Origin of the sequence: Bordetella genomosp. 5, assembly GCF_002261475.1 — a bacterium.
Lineage (GTDB): Bacteria > Pseudomonadota > Gammaproteobacteria > Burkholderiales > Burkholderiaceae_B > Bordetella.
On record NZ_NEVN01000001.1, the window covers coordinates 171337 to 194207 of the forward strand.

General features: G+C 68.4%; 22 protein-coding genes. 17 read left to right on the top strand and 5 right to left on the bottom strand.

What is annotated here, in order from left to right:
- Positions 1–25: 25 nt before the first annotated feature.
- Positions 26–400, bottom strand: coding sequence for a Co2+/Mg2+ efflux protein ApaG (apaG, locus tag CEK29_RS00855; protein WP_094798333.1), 375 nt, complete (start codon positions 398–400; stop codon positions 26–28).
- 127 nt (positions 401–527) lie between these two features.
- Here apaG and rpe point away from each other — a divergent pair, with 127 nt between their 5' ends.
- The 6 genes from rpe to trpC all read left to right on the top strand — a co-directional run bounded on the left by rpe (position 528) and on the right by trpC (position 6272).
- The gene (gene rpe / locus CEK29_RS00860) at positions 528–1256 is read left to right on the top strand and encodes a ribulose-phosphate 3-epimerase (protein WP_440588295.1); all 729 of its coding nucleotides are present in this window, start codon (positions 528–530) and stop codon (positions 1254–1256) included.
- A gap of 22 nt (positions 1257–1278) precedes the next feature.
- Positions 1279–1983: a phosphoglycolate phosphatase gene (locus CEK29_RS00865; protein WP_249278920.1), complete on the top strand. Its 705-nt coding sequence runs from the start codon at positions 1279–1281 to the stop codon at positions 1981–1983.
- A 313-nt stretch (positions 1984–2296) separates the two neighbouring features.
- A complete protein-coding gene (gene trpE / locus CEK29_RS00870; protein ID WP_094798335.1) occupies positions 2297–3817 on the top strand; it encodes an anthranilate synthase component I in 1521 nt (506 codons plus the stop codon).
- A 52-nt stretch (positions 3818–3869) separates the two neighbouring features.
- Entirely contained in the window at positions 3870–4433 is a 564-nt protein-coding gene (locus tag CEK29_RS00875) for an anthranilate synthase component II (RefSeq protein ID WP_094857095.1), read from the top strand.
- A gap of 19 nt (positions 4434–4452) precedes the next feature.
- Positions 4453–5484 (top strand): anthranilate phosphoribosyltransferase, encoded by a 1032-nt coding sequence (gene trpD, locus CEK29_RS00880; RefSeq protein ID WP_094798337.1) that lies wholly within the window; start codon positions 4453–4455, stop codon positions 5482–5484.
- On the top strand, positions 5481–6272 hold the full coding sequence (gene trpC, locus CEK29_RS00885; RefSeq protein ID WP_094798338.1) for an indole-3-glycerol phosphate synthase TrpC: 792 nt from the start codon (positions 5481–5483) through the stop codon (positions 6270–6272). The genes trpD and trpC overlap by 4 nt, the downstream gene beginning before the upstream one ends.
- Before the next feature lie 61 nt (positions 6273–6333).
- Here trpC and CEK29_RS00890 read toward each other — a convergent pair whose 3' ends face one another.
- A complete protein-coding gene (locus CEK29_RS00890; protein WP_094857096.1) occupies positions 6334–8268 on the bottom strand; it encodes a sigma-54-dependent Fis family transcriptional regulator in 1935 nt (644 codons plus the stop codon).
- Positions 8269–8594: 326 nt separating this feature from the next.
- Here CEK29_RS00890 and adh point away from each other — a divergent pair, with 326 nt between their 5' ends.
- From adh to puuE, 10 genes are all read left to right on the top strand, one after another.
- A complete protein-coding gene (adh, locus tag CEK29_RS00895; RefSeq protein ID WP_094857097.1) occupies positions 8595–10124 on the top strand; it encodes an aldehyde dehydrogenase in 1530 nt (509 codons plus the stop codon).
- Positions 10125–10217: 93 nt separating this feature from the next.
- Positions 10218–10589: a DUF779 domain-containing protein gene (locus CEK29_RS00900; RefSeq protein WP_094798341.1), complete on the top strand. Its 372-nt coding sequence runs from the start codon at positions 10218–10220 to the stop codon at positions 10587–10589.
- 179 nt (positions 10590–10768) lie between these two features.
- On the top strand, positions 10769–12040 hold the full coding sequence (locus CEK29_RS00905; RefSeq protein WP_094857098.1) for a Zn-dependent hydrolase: 1272 nt from the start codon (positions 10769–10771) through the stop codon (positions 12038–12040).
- A gap of 355 nt (positions 12041–12395) precedes the next feature.
- Positions 12396–14063 carry an ABC transporter substrate-binding protein gene (locus CEK29_RS00910; RefSeq protein WP_094857099.1) on the top strand — a complete coding sequence of 556 codons (1668 nt, stop codon included), beginning with the start codon at positions 12396–12398 and terminating at the stop codon, positions 14061–14063.
- Positions 14064–14119: 56 nt separating this feature from the next.
- The gene (locus CEK29_RS00915; protein ID WP_094857100.1) at positions 14120–15073 is read left to right on the top strand and encodes an ABC transporter permease; all 954 of its coding nucleotides are present in this window, start codon (positions 14120–14122) and stop codon (positions 15071–15073) included.
- Positions 15074–15077: 4 nt separating this feature from the next.
- On the top strand, positions 15078–15974 hold the full coding sequence (locus CEK29_RS00920) for an ABC transporter permease (RefSeq protein ID WP_094798345.1): 897 nt from the start codon (positions 15078–15080) through the stop codon (positions 15972–15974).
- Positions 15971–17017 (top strand): ABC transporter ATP-binding protein, encoded by a 1047-nt coding sequence (locus tag CEK29_RS00925; protein ID WP_094857101.1) that lies wholly within the window; start codon positions 15971–15973, stop codon positions 17015–17017. Before CEK29_RS00920 ends, CEK29_RS00925 begins: the two co-directional genes overlap by 4 nt.
- A complete protein-coding gene (locus tag CEK29_RS00930; RefSeq protein WP_094857102.1) occupies positions 17014–18018 on the top strand; it encodes an ABC transporter ATP-binding protein in 1005 nt (334 codons plus the stop codon). Before CEK29_RS00925 ends, CEK29_RS00930 begins: the two co-directional genes overlap by 4 nt.
- Complete coding sequence (locus CEK29_RS00935; protein ID WP_094857103.1) at positions 18018–18737, top strand: aspartate/glutamate racemase family protein; 720 nt, start codon at positions 18018–18020, stop codon at positions 18735–18737. Before CEK29_RS00930 ends, CEK29_RS00935 begins: the two co-directional genes overlap by 1 nt.
- A 13-nt stretch (positions 18738–18750) precedes the next feature.
- On the top strand, positions 18751–19770 hold the full coding sequence (puuE, locus tag CEK29_RS00940) for an allantoinase PuuE (RefSeq protein ID WP_094857104.1): 1020 nt from the start codon (positions 18751–18753) through the stop codon (positions 19768–19770).
- Here the strand turns inward: puuE and CEK29_RS00945 are convergent.
- Together CEK29_RS00945 and CEK29_RS00950 are read right to left on the bottom strand one after the other, a co-directional pair.
- On the bottom strand, positions 19767–20522 hold the full coding sequence (locus tag CEK29_RS00945; protein ID WP_094798349.1) for an SDR family oxidoreductase: 756 nt from the start codon (positions 20520–20522) through the stop codon (positions 19767–19769). The genes puuE and CEK29_RS00945 overlap by 4 nt on opposite strands.
- 41 nt (positions 20523–20563) lie before the next feature.
- A complete protein-coding gene (locus CEK29_RS00950; RefSeq protein ID WP_170948362.1) occupies positions 20564–21187 on the bottom strand; it encodes a 2-hydroxychromene-2-carboxylate isomerase in 624 nt (207 codons plus the stop codon).
- A gap of 156 nt (positions 21188–21343) precedes the next feature.
- Between CEK29_RS00950 and CEK29_RS00955 the strand changes: the two genes are divergently transcribed.
- Positions 21344–21853: an acyl-CoA thioesterase gene (locus CEK29_RS00955; protein WP_094798351.1), complete on the top strand. Its 510-nt coding sequence runs from the start codon at positions 21344–21346 to the stop codon at positions 21851–21853.
- On the opposite strand, the gene CEK29_RS00960 is transcribed toward CEK29_RS00955, so the two are convergent.
- Positions 21813–22862, bottom strand: a complete 1050-nt coding sequence (locus CEK29_RS00960; protein WP_094857105.1) for a sterol desaturase family protein — start codon at positions 22860–22862, stop codon at positions 21813–21815. The two genes, CEK29_RS00955 and CEK29_RS00960, sit on opposite strands and share 41 nt — an antisense overlap.
- Between the last annotated feature and the right edge of the window lie 9 nt (positions 22863–22871).

Genomic DNA, 22871 nt, shown 5'->3' on the forward strand with positions numbered 1-22871 from the left:
GCCGGCGCGGGGTGCGCCAGCGGGGTCAATGCAGGGTGCGGGGCATGGCGAGCACGAACTCCTCGATCGGCACTTCGAACGGAATGCCGTTCTCGCCCACGCAGTGATAGGTGCCGCGCATGGTGCCGACCGGGGTCGGCAGCGGACAGCCGCTGGTGTATTCGAAGGTCTCGCCCGCCGCCAGCAGCGGCTGCTGGCCCACCACGCCGAGACCACGGACTTCCTGCACCTGCTGGTTGCCGTCGGTGATGATCCAGTGACGGCTGATCACCTGGGCCGGATTCGAGCCGGTGTTGGTGATGCGCACGGTGTAGGCGAATACGTATTGCTGCTGACTGGGATCGGACTGCTCCGGCACGAATCGAGGGGTCACGGATACGGTCAGATCGTAAGGTTTCACAGGCCTTTCCCAGTGTGGCGTATGAGGGATGAATGCAGGGGATCGCGCAGTGCGAATGCGGCCGGCCGGGGGCGAAGAAGTAACGGCGCTCCCGGGCCGGGGCGGCAAGCTGCAATAATTGCACATTATGCCCCCGGAAATCCCGATCACCATGTCCACGCCGGCCACCTCCACCCGCATCGCTCCCAGCATTCTATCCGCCGACTTCGCCCGCCTGGGCGAAGAGGTCCGCAACGTCGTCGCCGCGGGCGCCGACTGGATTCACTTCGACGTGATGGACAACCATTACGTTCCCAATCTCACCATCGGTCCGATGGTCTGTGCGGCGATCCGTCCCCATGTCGAGGTGCCGATCGACGTGCACCTGATGGTCGAGCCGGTGGACGACATCGTGCCCATGTTCGCCAAGGCCGGCGCCAACATGATCACGTTCCACCCGGAGGCCAGCCGCCACCCGGATCGCACCCTGCAACTGATTCGCGACCACGGCTGCAAGGCCGGTCTGGTGTTCAACCCGGCCACGCCGCTGAGCTACATGGACTACGTGATGGACCGCCTGGACCTGGTGCTGCTGATGTCGGTCAACCCCGGCTTCGGCGGCCAGTCGTTCATTCCGTCCACGCTCACCAAGCTGCGCGAGGCCCGCGCCCGCATCGACGCCTGGACCCGTGCCGGTGGCCAGCCCATCCTGCTCGAAGTCGACGGCGGCGTGAAAACCGACAACATCGCCGAGATCCGCCAGGCCGGTGCCGACACCTTCGTGGCCGGCTCGGCCATTTTCGGCAAGCCCGACTACAAGGCCGTGATCGACCAGATGCGCGCCGAGATCGCCCGCGCCGAATCCCTTTCCGCCTGACCCATACCGCAAGGAATACGCTGTGTCCGCCACGCCCCTGCTCGCCGTCCTGCTCGACCTCGACGGCACGCTGCTCGACTCCATTCCCGATCTCGCCCACGCGGCCAACGCCATGCGTGTGGAGCTTGGCATGGTGCCGCTGCGCGAAGACGTCATCGCCACGTTCGTGGGCAAGGGCGTGGACAACCTCGTGCGCCGCACGCTGGCCGGCAGCCTCGAGGCCGAAGCGCCCGAAGATGCGCGCTATGCCGAGGGACGCGCCTCGTTCCATCGTCACTACCACCTCGTCAATGGCGACAAGGCCCGGGTCTATGACGGCGTGATCGAAGGCCTGAAGGCCATGCGCGCCCAGGGCCTGAAGCTCGCCGTGGTCACCAACAAGCCCACCGAATTCACGCTGCCGCTGCTGCAACGCACGGGCCTGGCCGGCTTCTTCGACACCGTGGTCTGCGGCGATACCTGCGCCGCCAAGAAGCCCGATCCCGATCAGGTGCTGCACGCCTGCGCCACGCTGGGCGTGACTCCGGTTGAGGCCATCACGATCGGCGATTCGATCAACGACGCGCTGGCCGCCCGCCGCGCCGGCACGGTGGTGCTCGCGGTGCCCTACGGCTACAACGAAGGGATGGACGTGCGCTCGCTGGATGTGGATGGTATAGTTGACACGCTGCTTGACGCCGCCCACTGGATTTCCGCCCGCAACGCCACACTGGCCGCGGCCGAATAATCCAGAAAGCCGAGCCAGGTAGCCAAGCAGTAACCCCGGACGGCGACGCCAGGCACGAAGCCCCGGCGTCTCCTTACTCAGCCAGACACTCGAATCAATGAACGCTCGCCCCTCGAACCAAATGCGCAACGCCTCGTGGCGTTGGTGGCGTTTGTCTTCCGGGTGGCGATGATTCCCTTCCCGGCCCTGACGCGCACACCGCGCCAGCGCCGTAAGCTGTAAAGCCAGCAAAGCCAAGCCCGGAACCGTAACAGGACCGGGCTTTTTCACATGCGTGCCCGGTCTGTCGCAACCCTCACCGCCCCAGACCGACATGACCGAAATCGAATTCAAGGCGCTTGCCGCCCAAGGCTTTAACCGGATCCCGCTGGTCGCCGAGACCTACGCCGACCTGGACACCCCGCTGGCCATCTATCTCAAGCTGGCCCACAGCGGCCCTCAGGGCGGACGCATGAGCTGCCTGATGGAGTCGGTGGTGGGGGGCGAGCGCTTCGGGCGCTATTCCTTCATCGGCCTGCCGGCCCGCACCGTGATCCAGGCGCGCGGCACGCACACCGAGGTGCTGACCGACGGCAAGGTGGTCGAGACCCACGACGGCGACCCGCTGTCCTTCATCGAGTCGTACCAGGCGCGCTTCAAGGTGGCGCTGCGTCCGGGCATGCCGCGCTTCTGCGGCGGCCTGGCCGGCTATTTCGGCTATGACACCGTGCGCCACATCGAGACGCGCCTGGGCCCGGCGGTCAAGCCGTTCCCGGCCGGCATGGACGAAGGCACCCCCGACATCATGCTGCTGCATGTCGACGAGCTCGTGATCGTCGATAACCTCGCCGGCCGCATCTATCTCATGGTCTATGCCGATCCGGCCCAGCCCGAGGCCTACAGCCGCGCCCAGCAGCGCCTGCTGGACCTGCGCGCCCGGCTGCGCCGCGCGGTCGAGATCCCGTATAGCCACGCCAGCATGCAGACCGAAGAGCGACGCGATTTCGCCAAGGCCGATTACCTCGCGGCCGTGCACCGCGCCAAGGAATACATCGCCGCGGGCGACCTGATGCAGGTGCAGGTGGGCCAGGTCATCGCCAAGCCGTTCCGCGATTCGCCGCTGTCGCTGTACCGCGCGCTGCGCTCGCTCAACCCCTCGCCCTACATGTACTTCTGGAACTTCGGCGACTTCCAGGTCGTGGGCGCCTCGCCCGAGATCCTGGTGCGCCAGGAGCAGGTCGTCGAGAACGACGTGCCGAAGTCGCAGATCACCATCCGCCCGCTGGCCGGCACGCGCAAGCGTGGCGCCACCCCCGAAGAAGACCAGGCCCTGGCGGCCGAGCTGCGCGCCGATCCGAAGGAGATCGCCGAGCACGTCATGCTCATCGATCTGGCGCGCAACGACGTCGGCCGCGTCGCGGAAACCGGCTCGGTGCGCGTGAGCGACACGATGGCGATCGAGCGCTATTCCCACGTGATGCACCTCGTGTCCAACGTGACCGGCAATCTCAACCCGGGCATGAGCAGCATGGACGTGCTGCGCGCCGCGTTCCCGGCCGGCACGCTGACCGGCGCGCCCAAGGTGCGCGCGATGGAGATCATCGACGAGCTCGAGCCCGTGCGCCGCGGCATCTACGGCGGCGCGGCCGGTTATCTGAGCTATGGCGGCGAGATGGACGTGGCCATCGCCATCCGCACCGGCGTCATCAAGAACGGCACGCTCTACGTGCAGGCGGCCGCCGGCATCGTGGCCGATTCCAATCCCGAAGCCGAATGGGCCGAGACCGAAGCCAAGGCGCGCGCCGTATTGCGCGCGGCCGAGCAGGTCCAGCACGGCCTGGATGAGCCCATCTGAGCCCCGAGCCTCTTCAGGGCCCGCGGCCCGCACCGAAACAAGCGAGACAGACATGCTGCTGATGATCGACAACTACGATTCCTTCACCTACAACCTGGTGCAATACTTCGGCGAGCTGGGCGAAGACGTGCGCGTGGCGCGCAACGACCAGATCACCCTCGAAGAGATTGCCGCGCTCAAGCCCGACCGCATCTGCGTGTCGCCGGGGCCGTGCTCGCCGGCCGAGGCCGGCATCTCGGTGCCCGCGATCCGCGAGTTCGCCGGCAAGCTGCCGATCCTGGGCGTGTGCCTGGGGCACCAGGCGATCGGCGCGGCCTACGGCGGCGACATCGTCCGCGCGCAGCAGATCATGCACGGCAAGACCGTGCGCATCTCGCACACCGGCACCGACATCTTCACCGGCCTGCCCACCCCCTACACGGTGATCCGCTACAACTCGCTCACCATCGATCCCGCCACCCTGCCCGACGAGCTGCGCGTGACCGCCACCGCGCCCGACGGCGACATCATGGGCGTGGCCCACAAGACGCTGCCGCTGTACGGAGTACAGTTCCATCCGGAGTCGGTGCTGAGCGAGCACGGCCACGCGATGCTGCGCAACTTCCTCAATCTCTGACCCATCCAGGAGCCCCCACGTGACGATCACTCCCACCGAAGCGCTCGTGCGCTGCATCGAACACCGCGAAATCTTCCACGACGAGATGCTGCATCTCATGCGCATGCTGATGCGCGGCGAGATGTCGCCGCAGATCGCCAGCGCGCTGCTGATGGGCCTGCGCGTGAAAAAGGAAACCGTCGGCGAGATCACCGCGGCCGCGCAGGTGATGCGCGAGTTCGCCACCCCCGTGGTCACGCCCAACCCCGAAGACCTGCTCGACATGTGCGGCACCGGTGGCGATGGCAGCAGCACGTTCAACATCTCGACCACCGCCATGTTCGTGGCCGCGGCCGCGGGCGTGCCGATCGCCAAGCACGGCAATCGCAGCGCGTCCTCGTCGTCGGGCAGCGCCGACGTGCTCGAGGCCCTGGGCGCCAATCTGCAACTCGGCCCCGAGGAAGTCTCCGAGTGCATCGCGGCCACCGGCATCGGCTTCATGTTCGCCCCGGCGCATCATGGCGCGATGAAGAACATCGCGGCCGTGCGCAAGGAGCTGGCCGTGCGAACCATTTTCAATATCCTCGGTCCATTGACCAACCCCGCCGGCGCCGCCAACCAGCTCATGGGCGTGTTCCACGCCGACCTGGTGGGCATCCAGGTGCGCGTGTTGCAGCGCCTGGGCTCGCGCCACGTGCTCGTGGTGCATGGCAAAGACGGCATGGACGAGGCCTCGCTCGGCGCGTCCACGCTGGTGGGTGAGCTCAAGGACGGCGTCGTGCGGGAATATGAGATTCATCCCGAGGACTACGGGCTATCCATGATGTCCAATCGGAGTATCAAGGTGTCCAATCGCGATCAGTCGCGCGAACTTGTCATCGAAGCGCTGGACAATGTCGAAGGCGCCGCGCGGGACATCGTTGCCCTGAACGCGGGTCTGGCCATTTATGCCGGCAACAAGGCCGAGTCCATCCCCGCGGCGCTTACACTGGCGTTCGAGCTCTTGTCCAACGGCGCGGCCCGCGCGAAGCTGGAAGAGTTCTGCGCTTACACCCGGAAATTCCAAAAATGAACGATATCCTCGCGAAGATCCTGGCCGTAAAGGCCGAGGAAGTCGCCACCGCACGTCAATTGCGCAGCGAAGCCGAACTGCTGCGCGAGGCGCAGGCCAGGCAGGACGTGCGCGGCTTTGCCCAGGCGATCGAAGACAAGATCGCCGCGGGCAAGCCGGGCGTGATCGCCGAGATCAAGAAGGCATCGCCCTCCAAGGGCGTGCTGCGCGAGAACTTCGATCCGTCCGCCATCGCGTCCACCTATGCGGCGCATGGCGCAGCCTGCCTGTCCGTGCTCACCGATGTGCAGTTCTTCCAGGGCTCGCACGACAACCTGCGCCGCGCACGCGCCGCGTGCTCGCTGCCGGTGCTGCGCAAGGACTTCATCGTCGATCCCTATCAGATCATCTCGGCCCGTGCGATGGGCGCCGATTGCGTGCTGCTGATCGTGGCCGCGCTGTCGCCCACGCAGTTGCGCGAGTACGAGCAGGTGGCGTTCGACCTCGGCCTGGATGTGCTGGTCGAGGTGCACGATGCCGCCGAGCTCGAGGTGGCGCTCACGCTCAACACGCCGCTGCTGGGCATCAACAATCGCAACCTGCGCACGTTCGAGACCAGCCTGCAAAATACGCTGGACCTGCTGCCCCGCATCCCGGACGGCAAGCGCGTGGTCACGGAGAGCGGCATTCTCAAGCCCGAAGACGTCAAGCTCATGCGCGACCACAAGGTCGACGCCTTCCTGGTGGGCGAGGCCTTCATGCGTGCCCCCGATCCGGGCGTCGAGCTGGCGCGCATCATGATGCAGTGAGCGCCGCGCCATCGCATCGCCACGGGCTGCTCGGCAGCCCGTTTTTCATGGTGCGGCGGGATCAGTGGGCGCCGCGGCGCGCCTGCAGACGGCGGTACAGCGTGCTGCGGTGCAGGCCCAGCCGGCGCGCGGCCTGGCCGACGTTGCCCTCGCATTGGCGCAGCACCGCGTCGATGCGATCGTCCTGCAGGGCGGCGAGCGTGTCGGGCGCGGCGCGGGCGGGCGTGCCCAGATCGGCCGGCAGCATGTCGGCACGCGCCACGCCACCCTCTTCCGCCAGCACCGCCAGCGTGCGCAGCACCGAGACGAGCTGACGGACGTTGCCCGGCCAGTCGTGCGCGGCCAGCCGCGCCGCGAGATCGTCGGGCAGGCTGAACTCGGGAGCCAGCGTGCGCCAGAGCTGGCGTACCAGCATCGTGCGATCGGCGCGTTCGCGCAGCGGCGCCAGCGTGACCGTGTACTCGGCAATGCGAAAGTACAGATCCGGTCGCAGTACGGGTTCGGCGTCGTGGTCGGCAAGCCGGCGATGCGTGGCGCAGACGAGCGCCACGTCGAGCGGCACCGCGTGGGCGCCGCCCAGCGGCACGACCTCGCGCGTCTGCAGCACGCGCAGCAGACGCGCCTGTAGCCCCAGCGGCATATCGCCGATCTCGTCGAGAAACAGCACACCGCCTTCGGCCTGGCGCAGCAGCCCCTTGCTGCCGTGGCGCCTGGCGCCCGTGAACGCGCCGTCTTCGTAGCCGAACAGCTCGGCCTCGATCAGGCTCTCGGGCAAGGCCGCGCAATTCACCGCCACGAAGGGCCGGTCCGCGCGCAGGCTGCGCGCGTGCATGGCGCGCGCGAACATCTCCTTGCCGGTGCCGGTCTCGCCTTGCAGCAGCACGGCGACGCCGGCGTTCTGCATGCGCACCGCACGCGCGAGCGCGGCACGGCTTTGTTCGTCGAAGCAGGCCGCGGGCTCGCGCCGGGCGGGCGCGCGCGGCTGCGGCGCCTGCCGGGCGAGGTGCGGGACCAGTGCCCGGGCGGTGCTCTCGACGGGCCGCCCCGCATCGAGCGCACCCTCCGGCGCGCTCGACCACGCGGCGAGATCGGACGCTTGCCCGGTGGCCGCGGCGCGCAGGGGGGCGCGCACGCGGGCCTGCCAGCATTCTCCCGACACCGTGCGGCGCAGCGTGTCCGAGGTATCGGGGCTGCCTTCGAACAGATCGCCGTAGCGCAGCACGCCGACGGCGGCCGGGTCGAGCATGAAGGCGGCACGCGCGTGGCGATTGGCGCCCGTCAGCAGGTCGCCGTCGAAGGCCAGGACGGCCTCGGCAGGCGTGCCCAGCTGGCTGCGATCCGCATGCAGGCCCAGCAGGGTGCAGTGCGCATAGTCGTGTTCGAAGAGCGTGTGCTCCGCGAGGTCTACTGCCTGCCGCACGCGGGCCAGGGCGTGGGGCACGGCGCCCGCCGGCCCGGACAGGTCGAGCACGCCGAGCAGACGGCCGCGCGCATCGGTGACCGGCACCGCGGAACACGTGAGGATGTGATTGGCGTCGAAGAAGTGCTCGCCGCCGTGCACGGCGATGGCGCGGTTCTCGGCCAGCGCGGTGCCGATGGCGTTGGTGCCGGCCATCGATTCGTCCCAGCGCGCGCCAGGCATCAGCGCCACGCGCGCGGCGCGTGACGCGAAGGCGGGGTCGCCGCGCGTGTCGAGCACCAGGCCCTGCGCATCGGTGAGGATCACGAGCCCGTCGCGTCCGGGCGCGCTCGCGGCCAGCATGTCCAGCACGGGGCGGCACATGCGCCGCAGCGCATCGCTGCGCTCCTGGGCGGCGCGCAGTTCGGGCGACGTGAGGGGTTCCTGGGGGCGCAGGCGGCGCATGTCGTGACCCAGCTCGGCGCAGCGGCGCCACGAGCGCAGGATGGGTTCGGCCACGATGCCGCCAGGCACCGCGCCCTGTTCGGCGAACAGCAGGCGGGCGGTGGCGAGTCCGGAAGGCGCGTGGCGGTCCATGGCATGTCTCCGAGGACCTGCGCGAGCGCGCGGCCCATGCTGGGGTTGCGGCGTTCTGCGACGCCGGCGGAATCGGTACTGCGAGCGCTGTCGCGTCGCGGGCGTGTCGCGCGACGTTGTCGCGATCTGCGACAACGCGGTGCGGCGGCCGGTGCCCGGCAGCGACGGCCTCACTTTCGCATGCACGGCCCGGCCCTGTAAAGACGCGGTCCGGCGTCGCGATCGGGGCCGGATCGAGGCCCTTCGGGCGATCTGGCATGGGCTTTGCTTGAACCCTGTCAGGCGCGGCGCAATGCGGCGCCGCACACAATAATGGAGACAAGGCTATGGACATCGCGACCCGACTCGCGCCGGATACCTACGGCACGCCCCTGGACATCAAATCGCAATACGGCAATTTCATCGGCGGTAAGTGGGTGGAGCCGGCCACGGGCGAATTCTTCGACAACCTGACGCCGGTGACGGGCGCGGTGCTCTCGCGCCATGCCCGCTCCGGCGAGCGCGACATCGAGATGGCGCTGGACGCCGCGCACAAGGCCGCGCCCGCCTGGGGCGCAACGCCGCCCGCCGAGCGTGCCCGCGTGCTGCTGCGCATCGCCGACCTGATCGAAGCCAACCTCGAGCAGCTCGCCACCGCCGAGACCTGGGACAACGGCAAGCCCATCCGCGAGGCCCGTGCGGCCGACATTCCGCTCGCGGTCGATCACTTCCGCTACTTCGCGTCGGCGATCCGTGGCCAGGAGGGATCGCTCTCGGAGATCGATGCCGACACGGTCGCCTATCACTTTCGCGAGCCGCTGGGTGTCGTGGGCCAGATCATCCCGTGGAACTTCCCCATCCTGATGGCGGCGTGGAAGCTCGCGCCCGCCCTGGCCGCGGGCAACTGCGTGGTGCTCAAGCCCGCCGAACAGACGCCGCTGGGCATTCTGATGTTGGCCGAGCTGATTGCCGAGGTGGTGCCGCCGGGCGTGCTCAACATCGTGACGGGTTTCGGGCTCGAGGCCGGCAAGCCGCTCGCATCGAACAAGCGCATCGCCAAGATCGCGTTCACCGGCGAGACCACCACCGGCCGGCTCATCATGCAGTACGCCTCGCAGAACATCATTCCGGTGACGCTGGAGCTGGGTGGCAAGTCGCCCAATATCTTCTTCGAGGACGTCGGCGCGCACGACGACGACTTCTTCGACAAGGCCATCGAGGGCTTCGTGATGTTCGCGCTCAATCAGGGCGAGGTCTGCACCTGCCCGAGCCGCGCGTTGATCCATGAGTCGCTCTACGAGCGCTTCATGGAGCGCGCGTTGGCGCGGGTGGCGCAGATCAAGCAGGGCAATCCGCTGGACGCCGACACCATGATCGGCGCGCAGGCCTCGAGCGAACAGCTCGAGAAGATCCTGTCGTACCTCGACATCGGTCGCCAGGAAGGCGCCGAGGTGCTGGCCGGCGGCGCCCGCGCCACCTTCGACGGCGCGCTGGGCCAAGGCTATTACGTGCAGCCCACGGTGTTCAAGGGCAACAACCGCATGCGCGTGTTCCAGGAGGAAATCTTCGGGCCGGTGGTGGCCGTGACGACCTTCAAGGACACCGACGAGGCGCTCTCGCTCGCCAACGACACGCTGTACGGCCTGGGCGCGGGCGTGTGGTCGCGCGACGTCAACACCTGCTATCGCATGGGCCGGGCCATCAAGGCCGGCCGCGTCTGGACCAACTGCTATCACGCCTACCCCGCGCATGCGGCCTTCGGCGGCTACAAGCAGTCCGGCATCGGGCGCGAGAATCACAAGATGATGCTCGACCATTACCAGCAGACCAAGAACATGCTGGTGAGCTACAGCCCGAAGAAGTTGGGCTTCTTCTGACGAAGCCGTGGCGCGGCCCGTCGTGGCCGCGCCACCGCCGCAGATCGCTGCGCGCGCAACGATCTGCGGCGCCCTGACGGAAGGAGATGTCGGATGACTACACCGAGAGTGCTCGTCACGCCCGCGGGGCAGGCCCTGATCGCCACCCTGCGCGCCAAGCACGGGCCGCTGATGTTCCATCAATCGGGCGGCTGCTGCGACGGCAGCGCGCCCATGTGCTACCCGCAGGGCGAGTTCATGGTCGGCGGCGCCGACGTGCTGCTCGGCGAGATCGATGGCTGCCCGTTCTACATGAGCGCCGCGCAGTTCGAGTACTGGGAGCACACGCAGCTTCTGATCGACGCCGTGCCCGGCCGCGGCGGCGCGTTCTCGCTCGACAGCGCGGAGGGCCAGCGCTTTCTGGTGCGCTCGCGGCTCTACTCGGACGAAGAATGGGCCGACGTGGCGCCCGTCACGCGCGGCTAGTGGCGCGCGGCCAGCGGTGCGCCGCGAGCCGCGCATGCACGAAGGTGGTGCGCGCCGCACCGCGTTTTGCACCATCCCCCCTACGCGATTCCCTGGATAGGCGGACGCGCCCTTTCGCGCCAATATGTGCGGACACCGGCGCGCGGCGCCGGTCTTCGTTCATCGTCCCGGGAGTGATCATGAGTGTTGCCCTTACCGAAGCCCAGACCGACCTGCGCGTGGATGGCGCGCGGCTGTGGCAGTCGTTGATGGACCTGGCCCGCATCGGCGCCACCGACAAGGGCGGCGTCTGCCGCCTCGCGCTGACCGAGCTCGACCGGCAGGGCCGCGAGCTGTTCTGTGCCTGGGCCCGCGATGCCGGCTGCGAACTGCGGGTGGACGCCATCGGCAACATCTTCGCCCGTCGTGCGGGGCGCGACGACAGCCTGCCGGCCATCATGACCGGCAGCCACATCGACACCCAGCCCACGGGGGGAAAGTTCGACGGCAACTACGGCGTGCTCGCGGGCCTGGAGGTGCTGCGCACGCTCAACGACGCCGGCGTGCGCACCGAAGCCCCGATCGAGCTGGTGGTCTGGACCAACGAAGAAGGATCGCGCTTCGTGCCTGTGATGATGGGCTCCGGGGTCTATGCCGGCGCGTTCACGCTCGAGCATGCATTGTCCCAGGTCGACCGCGAAGGCGTCAGCGTGCGCGATGCGCTGTCGGCCATCGGCTTTGCGGGCGACACCGCCGTGCCGCCCGCGCGGCGCGATGGCGTTGCCGCGTATTTCGAGGCCCACATCGAACAGGGCCCGGTGCTCGAGAACGCCGACACGGTCATCGGCGTGGTCACCGCCGCGCTGGGCCAGCGCTGGTACGACGTGGTGCTCACCGGCGTCGAGGCGCATGCGGGTCCGACGCCCATGCCGCTGCGCCGCGACGCGCTGCTGGCGGCGTCCGACGTGGTGCGCGCGGTCAACGACATCGCCCTGGCCCATGCGCCCAACGCGCGCGGCACGGTCGGCTGGATGGATGTGTTTCCCAACTCCCGCAACGTGATCCCGGGCCGCGTGCGCCTCACCGTGGACCTGCGCGCGGCGGACGACGCCACGCTCACTGCGATGGACGCCGCGCTGCGCTCGGCCGTCGCCGAGGCGGCCCGTCGCGGCGGGGTGTCGGCCGAGATCGAGCAGGTGGTCTATTTCGCGCCGCAGCCCTTTGCCGCGCCGTTGGTCGACGCCGTGCGCGAGGGCGCGCAAGCTTTCGGTCTGTCGGCCATGGACGTGGTCAGTGGCGCGGGCCACGACGCCGTATACATGGCGCGCGTGGCGCCCGCGGCGATGATCTTCGTGCCCTGCAAAGACGGCATCAGCCATAACGAGATCGAAGACGCGCAACCCGCGCATCTCGAGGCCGGCTGCAACGTGCTGCTGCACGCCATGCTGGCACGGGCGGGCGTGGCCGACTGAAGCCCGGGCGGCCGGCGCCCGTTGGCGCGGCATCGCTCCGTCTTCCCGTCGCGCACCACCATGAGGCCTGCCGCACCGCGCTGGTGCGGCAGGCCTACGCTTATCCACGCCGGCGTTTGCGGCGGCGCGCTGCCGTGTCGGCCTCGCACCGGGGAAGCGATCCTCGCATCGCTGCGAATTCCCCGTATTTACCCTGAAGTCCGCGCGATGTGCCGCGAAATGGCACGGATATTGCATGGAGTGGATTGTGTACTAACGCTGTGCACAGCTTTTCGGTCGCTCGCGGGCGATCTGTGCCTGGCGTTGGACCCCATCCCATCGCGCCTTGCCTAGGCAAGACTTCGGAGAACCAAAAATGCAGACACGGAGTATTCGCATCAAGACCCTGGCCGCCGCCCTGGCCTTCACGGCCGCCGGCGCCGCGCTGAGCCTGCCCGGCATGGCCCGCGCGGAATCGGTATTGCGCATCGGCATGACCGCCGGCGATATCCCGCGCACGCTCGGGCAGCCCGACCAGGGCTTCGAGGGCAATCGCTTTACCGGCATTCCGATGTACGACGGCCTGACGCAATGGGATCTGTCCAAGCAGGACGCGCCGAGCGTGCTGATCCCCGCGCTGGCGCTCTCCTGGGAAGTGGACGCGGCGGACAAGACCAAGTGGGTATTCAAACTGCGCCCCGGCGTGACGTTCCATGACGGCTCGCCCTTCAACGCCGACGCGGTGGTCTGGAACGTGGGCAAGGTGCTCGACAAGAGCGCGCCGCAGTTCGATGCGAGCCAGGTCGGCGTGACGGCGTCGCGCATGCCGACGCTGGTCTCCGCGCGCAAGATCGACGATCTGACGGTCGAGCTCAAGACCTCGGAACCGGATTCGTTTTTGCCCATCAACCTGACCAATCTGTACATGGCCTCGCCCGCGCATTGGCAGAAGAAGCTGGCCGAGGTGCCGGCGGGTGTCACCGATGCCGCCGAGCGCTCGCAGAAGGCCTGGGCCGCGTTTGCGGCCGATGCGTCGGGCACCGGTCCTTTCAAGATGTCCAAGTTCACGCCGCGTGAGCGGCTGGAAATGGTCAAGAACGACAAGTACTGGGACGAGAAGCGGCGCCCGAAGATCGATCGCGTGGTGCTGCTGCCGCTGCCCGAGGCGAACGCGCGTACGGCCGCGCTCATCTCCGGTCAGGTCGACTGGATCGAGGCGCCCGCGCCGGACGCGTTCGACGCCATCAAGTCGCGCGGCTTCGTCATCTACTCCAACGAACAGCCCCATGTGTGGCCGTGGCAGCTGTCGTTCAAGGAAGGCTCGCCCTGGCTCGACAAGCGCGTGCGTCACGCCGCCAACCTGTGCGTGAACCGTGGCGAGCTCAAGCAGCTGCTGGGCGGCATGATGGCCGAACCCAAGGGCACGGTGCCGCCGGGCCATCCGTGGTGGGGCAATCCCACGTTCGACATCAAGTACGACCCCGACACGGCGCGCAAGCTCATGACCGAGGCGGGCTATTCCAAGGCCAAGCCCATCAAGGTGAAGATCCAGACCTCCGCGTCCGGCTCGGGCCAGATGCAGCCGCTGCCGATGAACGAGTTCGTGCAGCAGAACCTGAAAGACTGCTTCTTCGATGTGAGCTTCGACGTCGTGGAGTGGAACACCCTCTTCACCAACTGGCGCAAGGGTGCCAAGGATCCCTCGGCCAACGGCAGCGATGCGATCAACGTGAGCTACGCCGCGATGGATCCGTTCTTCGCGATGGTGCGCTTCGTGAGCACCAAGACCTTCCCGCCGGTTTCCAACAACTGGGGCTACTTCGGCAATGCCGAGATCGATGCGCTGATCACCACCGCGCGCACCACGTTCACGCCCGCCGAGCGTGATGCCGCGCTGGCGAAGCTGCATGCGCGCGTCGTGGAAGAGGCGCCGTTCGTGTGGATCGCGCACGACGTCGGTCCGCGTGCGATCTCGCCCAAGGTGAAGGGCGTGGTGCAGCCCAAGAGCTGGTTCATCGACATCGCCACGATGTCGGTGCAGTAAGCGGTCAACCCGCCGGCCGCGCGCGCCGCGGCCGGCGACAACCTGGGTGATGCTCCATGCTCGGTTTCGTAATCCGGCGCGTCGTCTATGCCCTGCCCATCATGGTCGGGGTGGCGTTGCTTTGTTTCCTGCTCATCCATCTGGCGCCGGGCGACCCGCTGGTGTCCATCCTGCCGCCGGACGCGTCGGCCGATCTGCAGCGCCAGCTCATGACGCTGTACGGCTTCGATCGGCCGCTGCCCGAGCAGTTTTTCGCCTGGGTTTGGCGCGCGCTGCAAGGCGATCTGGGCGTGTCGATCGCCACCGGGCGGCCCGTCGCGGCCGAGGTGTTCAATGCCGTCGGCAACACGTTGCGGCTCGCCTGTGTGGCGACCCTGCTGGGCTTTCTGGTGGGCGGCTTTCTTGGCTTTGTCGGCGGCTACTTCCGCAACTCGCTGATGGACCGCATCGCGTCGGTGGTGTCGGTGATCGGCGTGAGCGTGCCGCACTACTGGCTCGGCATGGTGCTGGTGATCGTGTTCTCGACGCAGCTCATGTGGCTGCCGCCCACGGGCGCGGGGCCCGGCGCCTCGGGCGACTGGACCGCCGACTGGGCGCACCTGCGGCACATGATCCTGCCGGCCGTGACGATGTCGGTGATTCCGATGGGCATCATCGCGCGCACGGTGCGCGCGCTCGTGGCCGAGACGCTGTCGCAGGAGTTCGTCGTGGGCCTGCGCGCGCGCGGGCTGTCCGACCTCGGCGTGTTCCTGCATGTCGTGAAAAACTGCGCGCCCACGGCGCTCGCCGTGATGGGGCTGCAGCTGGGCTATCTGCTGGGCGGCTCGATCCTGATCGAGACCGTCTTCTCCTGGCCGGGCACGGGCTTTCTGCTGAACGCCGCGATCTTCCAGCGCGATCTGCCGCTGCTGCAGGGCACGATCCTGGTGCTGGCGCTGTTCTTCGTCGTGCTCAACCTGCTGGTCGACATCCTGCAAGGATTGTTCGACCCGCGTATCGAACGGAGCTGAGGCCATGACGCCGACCACCGTTACGCTCCCCGCCGCTTCGGCCGCCACGCCGGTCGTGCGCTCGCCGGGCTATTGGTCCAACGTGTTGCGGCGGCTGCGCCGTGATCCGGTCGCGCTCGGCGCGGGCGCCGTGATCCTGCTGCTGATCATCGTTGCCGTGCTGGCGCCGTGGATCACGCCGGCCGATCCGTTCCAGGCGTCGATGCTGCGGCGCCTGCGGCCCATCGGCACCGAGGGCTACCCGCTGGGCGCCGACGAGCTGGGTCGCGACATGTTGTCGCGCCTGATGCTGGGCGCGCGCCTGTCGCTGTTCATGGGCATCATCCCGGTGATCCTGGCGTTCGCGATCGGCAGCGCCATCGGCATCCTGGCGGGCTACGCCGGCGGGCTCACCAACACCATCATCATGCGTGTGGTGGACGTGTTCTACGCGTTCCCTTCCGTGCTGCTGGCGATCGCGCTGTCAGGCACGCTCGGCGCGGGCATCTTCAATGCCATCGTCTCGCTCACCATCGTGTTCATTCCGCAGATCGTGCGCGTGGCCGAGAGCGTGACGACGCAGGTGCGGCGCAGCGACTACGTCGACGCGGCCCGGGCCTCGGGCGCGGGTCCGGTCACCATCGTGCGCGCGCATGTGCTCTCCAACGTGCTGGGCCCGATCTTCGTCTACGCCACGAGCCTGATTTCGGTATCGATGATCCTGGCCTCGGGCCTGTCGTTCCTGGGCCTGGGCGTGCGGCCGCCGGAGCCCGAATGGGGCCTCATGCTCAACACCCTGCGCACCGCGATCTATACCCAGCCCTGGGTGGCGGCGCTGCCGGGCGTGATGATCTTCGTGACCTCGATGTCGTTCAACCTCTTGTCCGACGGTCTGCGCAACGCCATGGAGGTGAAGGAATGAATGCCGTCGCGATGCCTGTTCATGCCGACCTGGGTGGCCCGGCCCAGCCTTTGTTGCGCGCGCAAGGACTCGTCAAACACTTCCCGCTCAAGCGCGATCCGCTGTTGCGGCGCCAGGGCGGCAACGCCGTGCGTGCGGTCGACGGCGTGGACTTCGAAATCCGCAAGGGCGAGACGCTCGGCGTGGTGGGCGAGTCCGGCTGCGGCAAGTCGACCACCGCGCGTCTGGTGATGCAGCTCATTCTGCAGGACCAGGGTGAGCTGGTGTTCGACGGCGTGGGCGTGGGCACGCGGGCCCTGAGCCTGCGCGAGTTCCGGCGCCAGACGCAGATGGTGTTTCAGGACAGCTATTCGTCGCTCAATCCGCGCATGACCATCGAGGACTCCGTGGCCTTCGGTCCGCTGGTGCACGGAACCTCGCGGCGCGACGCGGTGGCCGGCGCCCGCGACCTGCTGGCGCGGGTGGGCCTGGACCCGGCGCGCTTCGCCGGCCGCTATCCGCACGAGCTCTCGGGCGGCCAGCGTCAGCGCGTGAACATCGCGCGCGCGCTGGCGCTGCGCCCACGCCTGGTGATACTCGACGAGGCCGTCTCCGCGCTGGACAAATCGGTCGAGGCCCAGGTGCTCAACCTGCTGCTCGACCTGAAGGCCGACTTCGGCCTGACCTATATGTTCATCAGCCACGACCTGAACGTGGTGCGCTACATCTCGGATCGCGTGATGGTGATGTATCTCGGCGAGGTGGTCGAGCTCGGTCCGGTGGAGCAGGTGTTCGACGCGCCGCGCCATCCGTACACCCAGGCGCTGCTGCGCTCCATGCCCTCGCTCGATCCGGGCCAGCGCACCGAGGTGGCGCCGCTGTCGGGCGATCCGCCGAATCCGATCGACCCGCCCTCGGGTTGCCGTTTTCACACGCGCTGTGCGCAGGCCCGCGCCGTCTGTGCGAAACAGGCGCCCGTGGTCACGCAGACGGACGGAAACGCGGTGCGCTGCCTGATCCATCAACCCGGCTCCGGCTACTCGGCATCGGAGGCCCTCGCATGAGCAGCACTCCCGAATCCCTGGTCCACATCCGCAATCTGGACGTGCGGTTCACGGCCGGCTCGCGGACGGTGCACGCGCTCAACGGCGTGGACCTGCAGGTCGGGCGCGGTGAAGCCGTCGCGCTGATCGGCGAGTCGGGTTCCGGCAAGAGCGTGACGCTGCGCGCGCTGATGCGGCTGCATCCGCCGCGCCGCACGCGCATGCAGGGCGAGATCCGTGTCGAAGACCGCGATGTGCTGGCGATGGGCCAGCGTGAGCTCGCGGCCCTGCGCGGGCCCATCGTGTCCATGATCTTCCAGGAACCCCTGCTCGCGCTCGATCCGGTGTATCCGGTGGGACGGCAGATCGAGGAGATGGTCCGCCGCCATACCGGCGCGAGCGCGGCCGAGGCACGCGCACGCGCGCTGGCGCTGTTCGAACGGGTGCGGATACCCAGCCCGGCGCGCCGCCTGCAGGCCTATCCGCACGAGATGTCGGGCGGCATGCGCCAGCGCGCCATGATCGCGCTGGCGCTGTCGTGCAATCCCAAGGTCCTGCTGGCCGACGAGCCCACCACCGCGCTCGACGCCACCGTGCAGATCCAGATCCTGTTGCTGCTGCGCGAGCTGCAGCGCGAGATGGGGCTGGCCATCGTGTTCGTGACGCACGATATCGGCGCGGCCGCCGAGATCGCGGATCGCGTCGCCGTCATGTATGGCGGCCGCATCGTCGAGCAGGGCTCGCTGGCCCAGCTTCTGCGGGCGCCGCGTCATCCGTACACGATCGCCTTGCTCAAGGGCCGCGCGCACGGCGCGATGCGCAAGGGCGAGCGGCTCGAGACGATACCGGGTTCGCCGCCCGACCTCGCCGCCCTGCCCCCGGGCTGCGCGTTCGCGCCGCGCTGCGCGCTGGCCGAGCCGGCCTGCACGGCCGCCGTGCCCGGCATCGTGGCGGTCGGCCCGGGCCGCGAGGCGCGCTGCCGGCGCGTCGATCAGACCGAGCCCGTGCGGGAGATGGCGTGATGAGAGTGCTCGTCGTGAACGTCAATACCACCGCGGCGATGACCGAGGCGATCGCGCGGCAGGCGCGCGCGGTGGCCGCGCCCGGCACCGAGATCGTCGGCCTCACGCCGAGCTTCGGCGCGCCTTCGGTCGAAGGCAACTTCGAAAGCTATCTCGCCGCGCTGGCCGTGATGGAATGCGTGCGCGCCTATCCCGATCCGTACGACGCGGTGATCCAGGCCGGCTTCGGCGAGCACGGGCGCGAGGGCCTGCAGGAGCTGTTGACGGTGCCGGTGGTCGATATCACCGACGCCGCCGCCAGCATGGCGATGTTGCTGGGCCGCAGCTATTCGGTGATCACGACGCTGGATCGCGCGGTGCCCCTGATCGAAGACCGCCTGAAACTGTCCGGACTCTACGAACGCTGTGCCTCGGTGCGCGCCAGCGGCCTGGCGGTACTCGATCTCGAGAGTGCGCCGCGGCTCGCCAGCGAGGCCATCGTCGCGCAGGCGCGCATCGCGGTCGAGACCGACCGCGCCGAGGTGTTGTGCCTGGGATGCGGTGGCATGGCGGGCCTGGATGCCGAGGTGCGTGCCGCCACCGGCGTGCCGGTCGTCGACGGCGTGAGCGCCGCGGTGGCGCTCGCCGAGTCGCTGGTCCGCCTGGGCCTGAAAACCTCTAAGATCCGCACGTACGCGCCGCCGCTGTCCAAGACGCTGCTGCGCTGGCCGCCGACCTGAACGCCACCCGCTCATGCCCCATCACCCGCTTCCGAATGGCCTCCTTCCGCCCGCCGGCTACCCGCGCGATCTGATCGGGTACGGCCGCAATCCGCCGCAGGCGCGCTGGCCCGGCCAGGCGCGGGTGGCGGTGCAGTTCGTGCTCAATTACGAAGAGGGCGGCGAAAACAGCGTGCTGCATGGCGACGCGCGCTCGGAGCAGTTTCTGTCGGAGATGTTCAATCCCGCCAGCTACGCCGCGCGCCACATGAGCATGGAGAGCATCTACGAATACGGATCGCGCGTGGGCGTGTGGCGCATCCTGCGCGAGTTCGAGCGGCGCGGCCTGCCGCTGACCGTCTTCGGCGTGGGCATGGCGCTCGCCCGCCACCCGGAGCTTGCCGCGGCGCTGGTGGAACAGGGCCACGAGGTGGCCTGCCACGGCTGGCGCTGGATCTCCTATCAGGAGGTCGACGAAGACACCGAACGCACGCACATGCGGCAGGCGATCGAGGCCATCACCGCCCTCACCGGCACACGGCCGCTGGGCTGGTACACGGGCCGCGACAGCCCGCGCACGCGGCGTCTGGTGGCCGACGAGGGCGGCTTCGCGTACGACAGCGACTACTACGGTGATGACCTGCCGTTCTGGATGCCAGTGACCCGCAGCGACGGCGGCACGGCGCAGCAGTTGATCGTGCCGTACACGCTCGATTGCAACGACATGCGCTTCGCGCTGCCGCAGGGCTATTCGCACGCCGATCCGTTTTTCCAGTATCTGAAGGACAGCTTCGATACCTTGTACGAGGAAGGCGCCGAGACGCCCCGCATGATGAGCATCGGCATGCACTGCCGGCTGCTAGGACGGCCGGGCCGCATCACCGCGCTCAAGCGCTTTCTCGACCATCTCGCGGCCCACGATCGGGTGTGGATCTGCCGCCGCATCGATATCGCGCGGCACTGGCGTGCCGCGCACCCGGCGCCGGGGAGCCCCGCGCCCGGCAGCCCGGCGCCCGGATGCCCCGCGCCCGGATGCCCGGCGCCCGGCGTCTAGCGCCCGCCGGATACTTCGATGAACGAGCCCGTGGTGTAGCCCGCCTCGTCCGAAAAGAACCACATCACCGCGCCGGCCACTTCTTCGGGCGTGCCGCCGCGCTGCAGCGGGATCGAGTCCTTGAGCCGGTCGACCCGCCCGGGCTCGCCGCCCAGCGCGTGCATCTCGGTATAGATGAAGCCCGGCCGCACGGCATTGACGCGGATCTGATCTGCGGCCACCTCGCGCGACAGGCCGATGGTGAAGGTGTCGAGCGCGCCTTTGGAGGCCGCGTAATCCACGTATTCGCCGGCGGAGCCCAGCCGCGCGGCGGCCGAGGACACGTTGACGATCACGCCGCCCTGCCCGCCGTGACGCGGCGCCATCAGACGGATCGCTTCGCGCGCGCACACCAGCGGTCCGGTCACGTTGGTCGCCAGGATGCGGTTCACGCGCGCGGCATCCATGTCTTCGACACGCATCTGGCGTTCGAGCACGCCGGCATTGTTGATGAGGCCGTCGAGCCGGCCCCATTCTTGCTGGACCCGCGCGAACAGCGCGATGACCTGCGCGTCGTCGGCCACGTCGGCCTGCACGACCATCGCGGTCCCGCCGTCGGCGCGGATCGCATCGGCCACCGCCTGCGCCGGCGCTTCGCGCTCGCGATAGTTGATGCACACGGCATAGCCGCGCCGCGCGGCCAGGCGCGCGCAGGCCGCGCCGATGCCCCGGCTCGCGCCGGTGATGATCATGACGGGTTGCTCGAGAGGCATGACAGGAAACTCCGGGGAATGAGAGCTCAAGCGTACCAAGCTCAGGCGCGGGCGGGGCGCCGGGCCCAGTCCAGCGCGTCTTCGAGACGATCGTTGCCCCAGAACATTTCGCCGTCGACGAGAAAGGTCGGCGCGCCGAAGATCCCGTGCTGGCGCGCCTGCTCGACCTGCCGCCGCAGCGCTTCCTTGGTGTGTTCGGTCTTGGCCTCGGCGATGAGCGTATCGGCATCGAGCGAGAGCCCGAGCAGGATATCGCGCACCACCCCCTCATCCTGGATCTCGCGGTCGGCGCTGAAGTTGGCCTCGAACACGGCGCGGCAGAACGCCGGGCCCCAGGCTTGATCCTGGCCGAGCAGCGCCACGCGCGACGGCAGCACGCCCATGCGCGGGAACACCGAGGGGCGCACGTAGGTCAGGCCGTATTTATCGGCCAGGCGCGCGACGTCGCGCATCATGTAGGCGCCCTTGCCCGGGAACAGGCGAAACGGCGAGTCGTTCCAGCCCTGCGCCTGGAAAATCGGGCCCAGCAGAAAGGGCCGCAGCGCGACCTCGACGCCGGCCTGCTGCGCCAGGGGCGCGAGGCGGGCGATGGCGAGATAGCTGTAGGGGCTGGCAAAGTCGAACCACATCTCGATGCGGGACGGGGCGGAGGCAGACGCGTTCAAGAGCACACTCCCAACGGGTGAGGTCCGCGCAGCGGGCGGGCCGGCCGCCCAAGCATACGGTCGGCCGCCCGCGGTTTCAACCGCAAGGCAGCGCGCGATGGTGCGGCGCGGGGCGAGCCAGTACCATTACGCTTTCTCACTCCGCGCAAGACCGCCATGGACGACGCCTTCAGCCACCAGCTTTCGATGACCATCCTGATGACGCCCGACATGGCGAACTTTTCGGGCAATGTGCACGGCGGCACGATTCTCAAGTACCTCGACCAGGTGGCATACGCCTGTGCCAGCCGCTACGCGGGCCAGTACGTGGTCACGCTGTCGGTGGATCAGGTGGTGTTCCGCGAGCCCATCCACGTGGGGGAGCTGGTCACGTTCCTGGCCTCGGTGAACTACACCGGCCGTACCTCGATGGAGATCGGCATCAAGGTGGTCACAGAAGACATCCGGCGCAAGCTCGTGCGCCACACCAACAGCTGCTATTTCACGATGGTGGCGGTGGGCGACGATGGCCAGCCCACGCCGGTGCCGCAGCTCGAGCTGCGCACGCTCGAAGAGCGTCAGCGCTTCGAGGCGGCCAAGCAGCGCCGCGCGCTACGCCAGGAAATGGAAAACCGGCACGACGCCATCAAGAAGCAGGCGCACGTTGCGCCGGGGGCGTCGAGCTGATCTCGGCAGGGGCCGGCGGATCGCCGGCCGCGGGCGGCACGCCGCCCGAGCGCGCCTGGCGGCCTAACAGGCGCTCCAGGCCACGCCACTGCTGGGCCCAGAAACCACGGCCGTAGTCGTGGCCGCCGTTCTCGGGCAGCTGATCGTGGATGCCGGTGGGGCCATACTGGCCGTTGAAGCGCGCGGTCCGGCCCAGGATGTCCCAGATCGGAAACAGCGGCGCGAAGTTGTAGCCGCCCACCGGGCCCGGCGACGACGCATCGTAGGCGATCGAATGATGCTCACGATGAAAGCGCGGCCCCGTCAGGATGCGCGAGCCCCAGCGGCCGAAGCCCACGCGCAGGTTGGCGTGCGACAGGCTCTCGACCAGCTGGGTGATGGCCACGATGGCCACGAACTGCGCGGGCGGCACGCCCACCAGCTGCGACACCACCACGATGAGCGCGTCGCGCAGCATGTCGTCGAGCAGATGATTGCGGTTGTCGCTCCACATCGTCATCTGGCGCTGGCTGTGATGCAGCGAGTGCAGCGCCCAGAGCCAGGCGTAGCGATGCTGGGCGCGGTGATACAGATAATCGACCAGATCGAAGAGCAGCAGGTAGAGCAGCAGGCTCACCCACGGGCCGTCGGTCACGCCGGGCCACACCTGATCGAGCTGGAACGTGGCCAGGCCCCACAGATGGAACTGGCCGAACATCGCGTCGAAGAGCGGGTCCACCGCAAAGAACAGCGCCACGCGAAACAGCCCCAGGCGATGCACCAGCGTGTACAGCACGTCGACCCACACCTGCTGGCGGTCGCGCACCGCTTCGACCGGCCGCAGGCGCTGCAGCGGACCGAAGACGAGCACCAGCACCGCCACTTGGATCAGGCCCACCAGCAACCACATCGTGGCGTCGTAGGCATCTTCGATGAAGTTAGACATGCCGAGATGGAACAGCGCCGGCTGCACGACCGTCTCGAACAGCCATTGCTGACAGGTGGAGAAAAGCTGGGCCAGGTGATCCATGGTGCGATG

Bases quoted from the DNA above. Each gene is read 5' to 3' on its own strand.
- CEK29_RS00910 (WP_094857099.1), top strand. From the start codon at position 12,396: ATGCAGACACGGAGTATTCGCATCAAGACCCTGGCCGCCGCCCTGGCC.
- CEK29_RS00915 (WP_094857100.1), top strand. From the start codon at position 14,120: ATGCTCGGTTTCGTAATCCGGCGCGTCGTCTATGCCCTGCCCATCATG.
- CEK29_RS00935 (WP_094857103.1), top strand. From the start codon at position 18,018: ATGAGAGTGCTCGTCGTGAACGTCAATACCACCGCGGCGATGACCGAG.
- CEK29_RS00890 (WP_094857096.1), bottom strand. From the start codon at position 8,268: ATGGACCGCCACGCGCCTTCCGGACTCGCCACCGCCCGCCTGCTGTTC.
- CEK29_RS00960 (WP_094857105.1), bottom strand. From the start codon at position 22,862: ATGGATCACCTGGCCCAGCTTTTCTCCACCTGTCAGCAATGGCTGTTC.
- rpe (WP_440588295.1), top strand. From the start codon at position 528: ATGCCCCCGGAAATCCCGATCACCATGTCCACGCCGGCCACCTCCACC.
- CEK29_RS00905 (WP_094857098.1), top strand. From the start codon at position 10,769: ATGAGTGTTGCCCTTACCGAAGCCCAGACCGACCTGCGCGTGGATGGC.
- CEK29_RS00900 (WP_094798341.1), top strand. From the start codon at position 10,218: ATGACTACACCGAGAGTGCTCGTCACGCCCGCGGGGCAGGCCCTGATC.
- trpC (WP_094798338.1), top strand. From the start codon at position 5,481: ATGAACGATATCCTCGCGAAGATCCTGGCCGTAAAGGCCGAGGAAGTC.
- CEK29_RS00925 (WP_094857101.1), top strand. From the start codon at position 15,971: ATGAATGCCGTCGCGATGCCTGTTCATGCCGACCTGGGTGGCCCGGCC.
- adh (WP_094857097.1), top strand. From the start codon at position 8,595: ATGGACATCGCGACCCGACTCGCGCCGGATACCTACGGCACGCCCCTG.
- CEK29_RS00955 (WP_094798351.1), top strand. From the start codon at position 21,344: ATGGACGACGCCTTCAGCCACCAGCTTTCGATGACCATCCTGATGACG.
- CEK29_RS00945 (WP_094798349.1), bottom strand. From the start codon at position 20,522: ATGCCTCTCGAGCAACCCGTCATGATCATCACCGGCGCGAGCCGGGGC.
- puuE (WP_094857104.1), top strand. From the start codon at position 18,751: ATGCCCCATCACCCGCTTCCGAATGGCCTCCTTCCGCCCGCCGGCTAC.
- CEK29_RS00920 (WP_094798345.1), top strand. From the start codon at position 15,078: ATGACGCCGACCACCGTTACGCTCCCCGCCGCTTCGGCCGCCACGCCG.
- CEK29_RS00875 (WP_094857095.1), top strand. From the start codon at position 3,870: ATGCTGCTGATGATCGACAACTACGATTCCTTCACCTACAACCTGGTG.
- CEK29_RS00930 (WP_094857102.1), top strand. From the start codon at position 17,014: ATGAGCAGCACTCCCGAATCCCTGGTCCACATCCGCAATCTGGACGTG.
- trpE (WP_094798335.1), top strand. From the start codon at position 2,297: ATGACCGAAATCGAATTCAAGGCGCTTGCCGCCCAAGGCTTTAACCGG.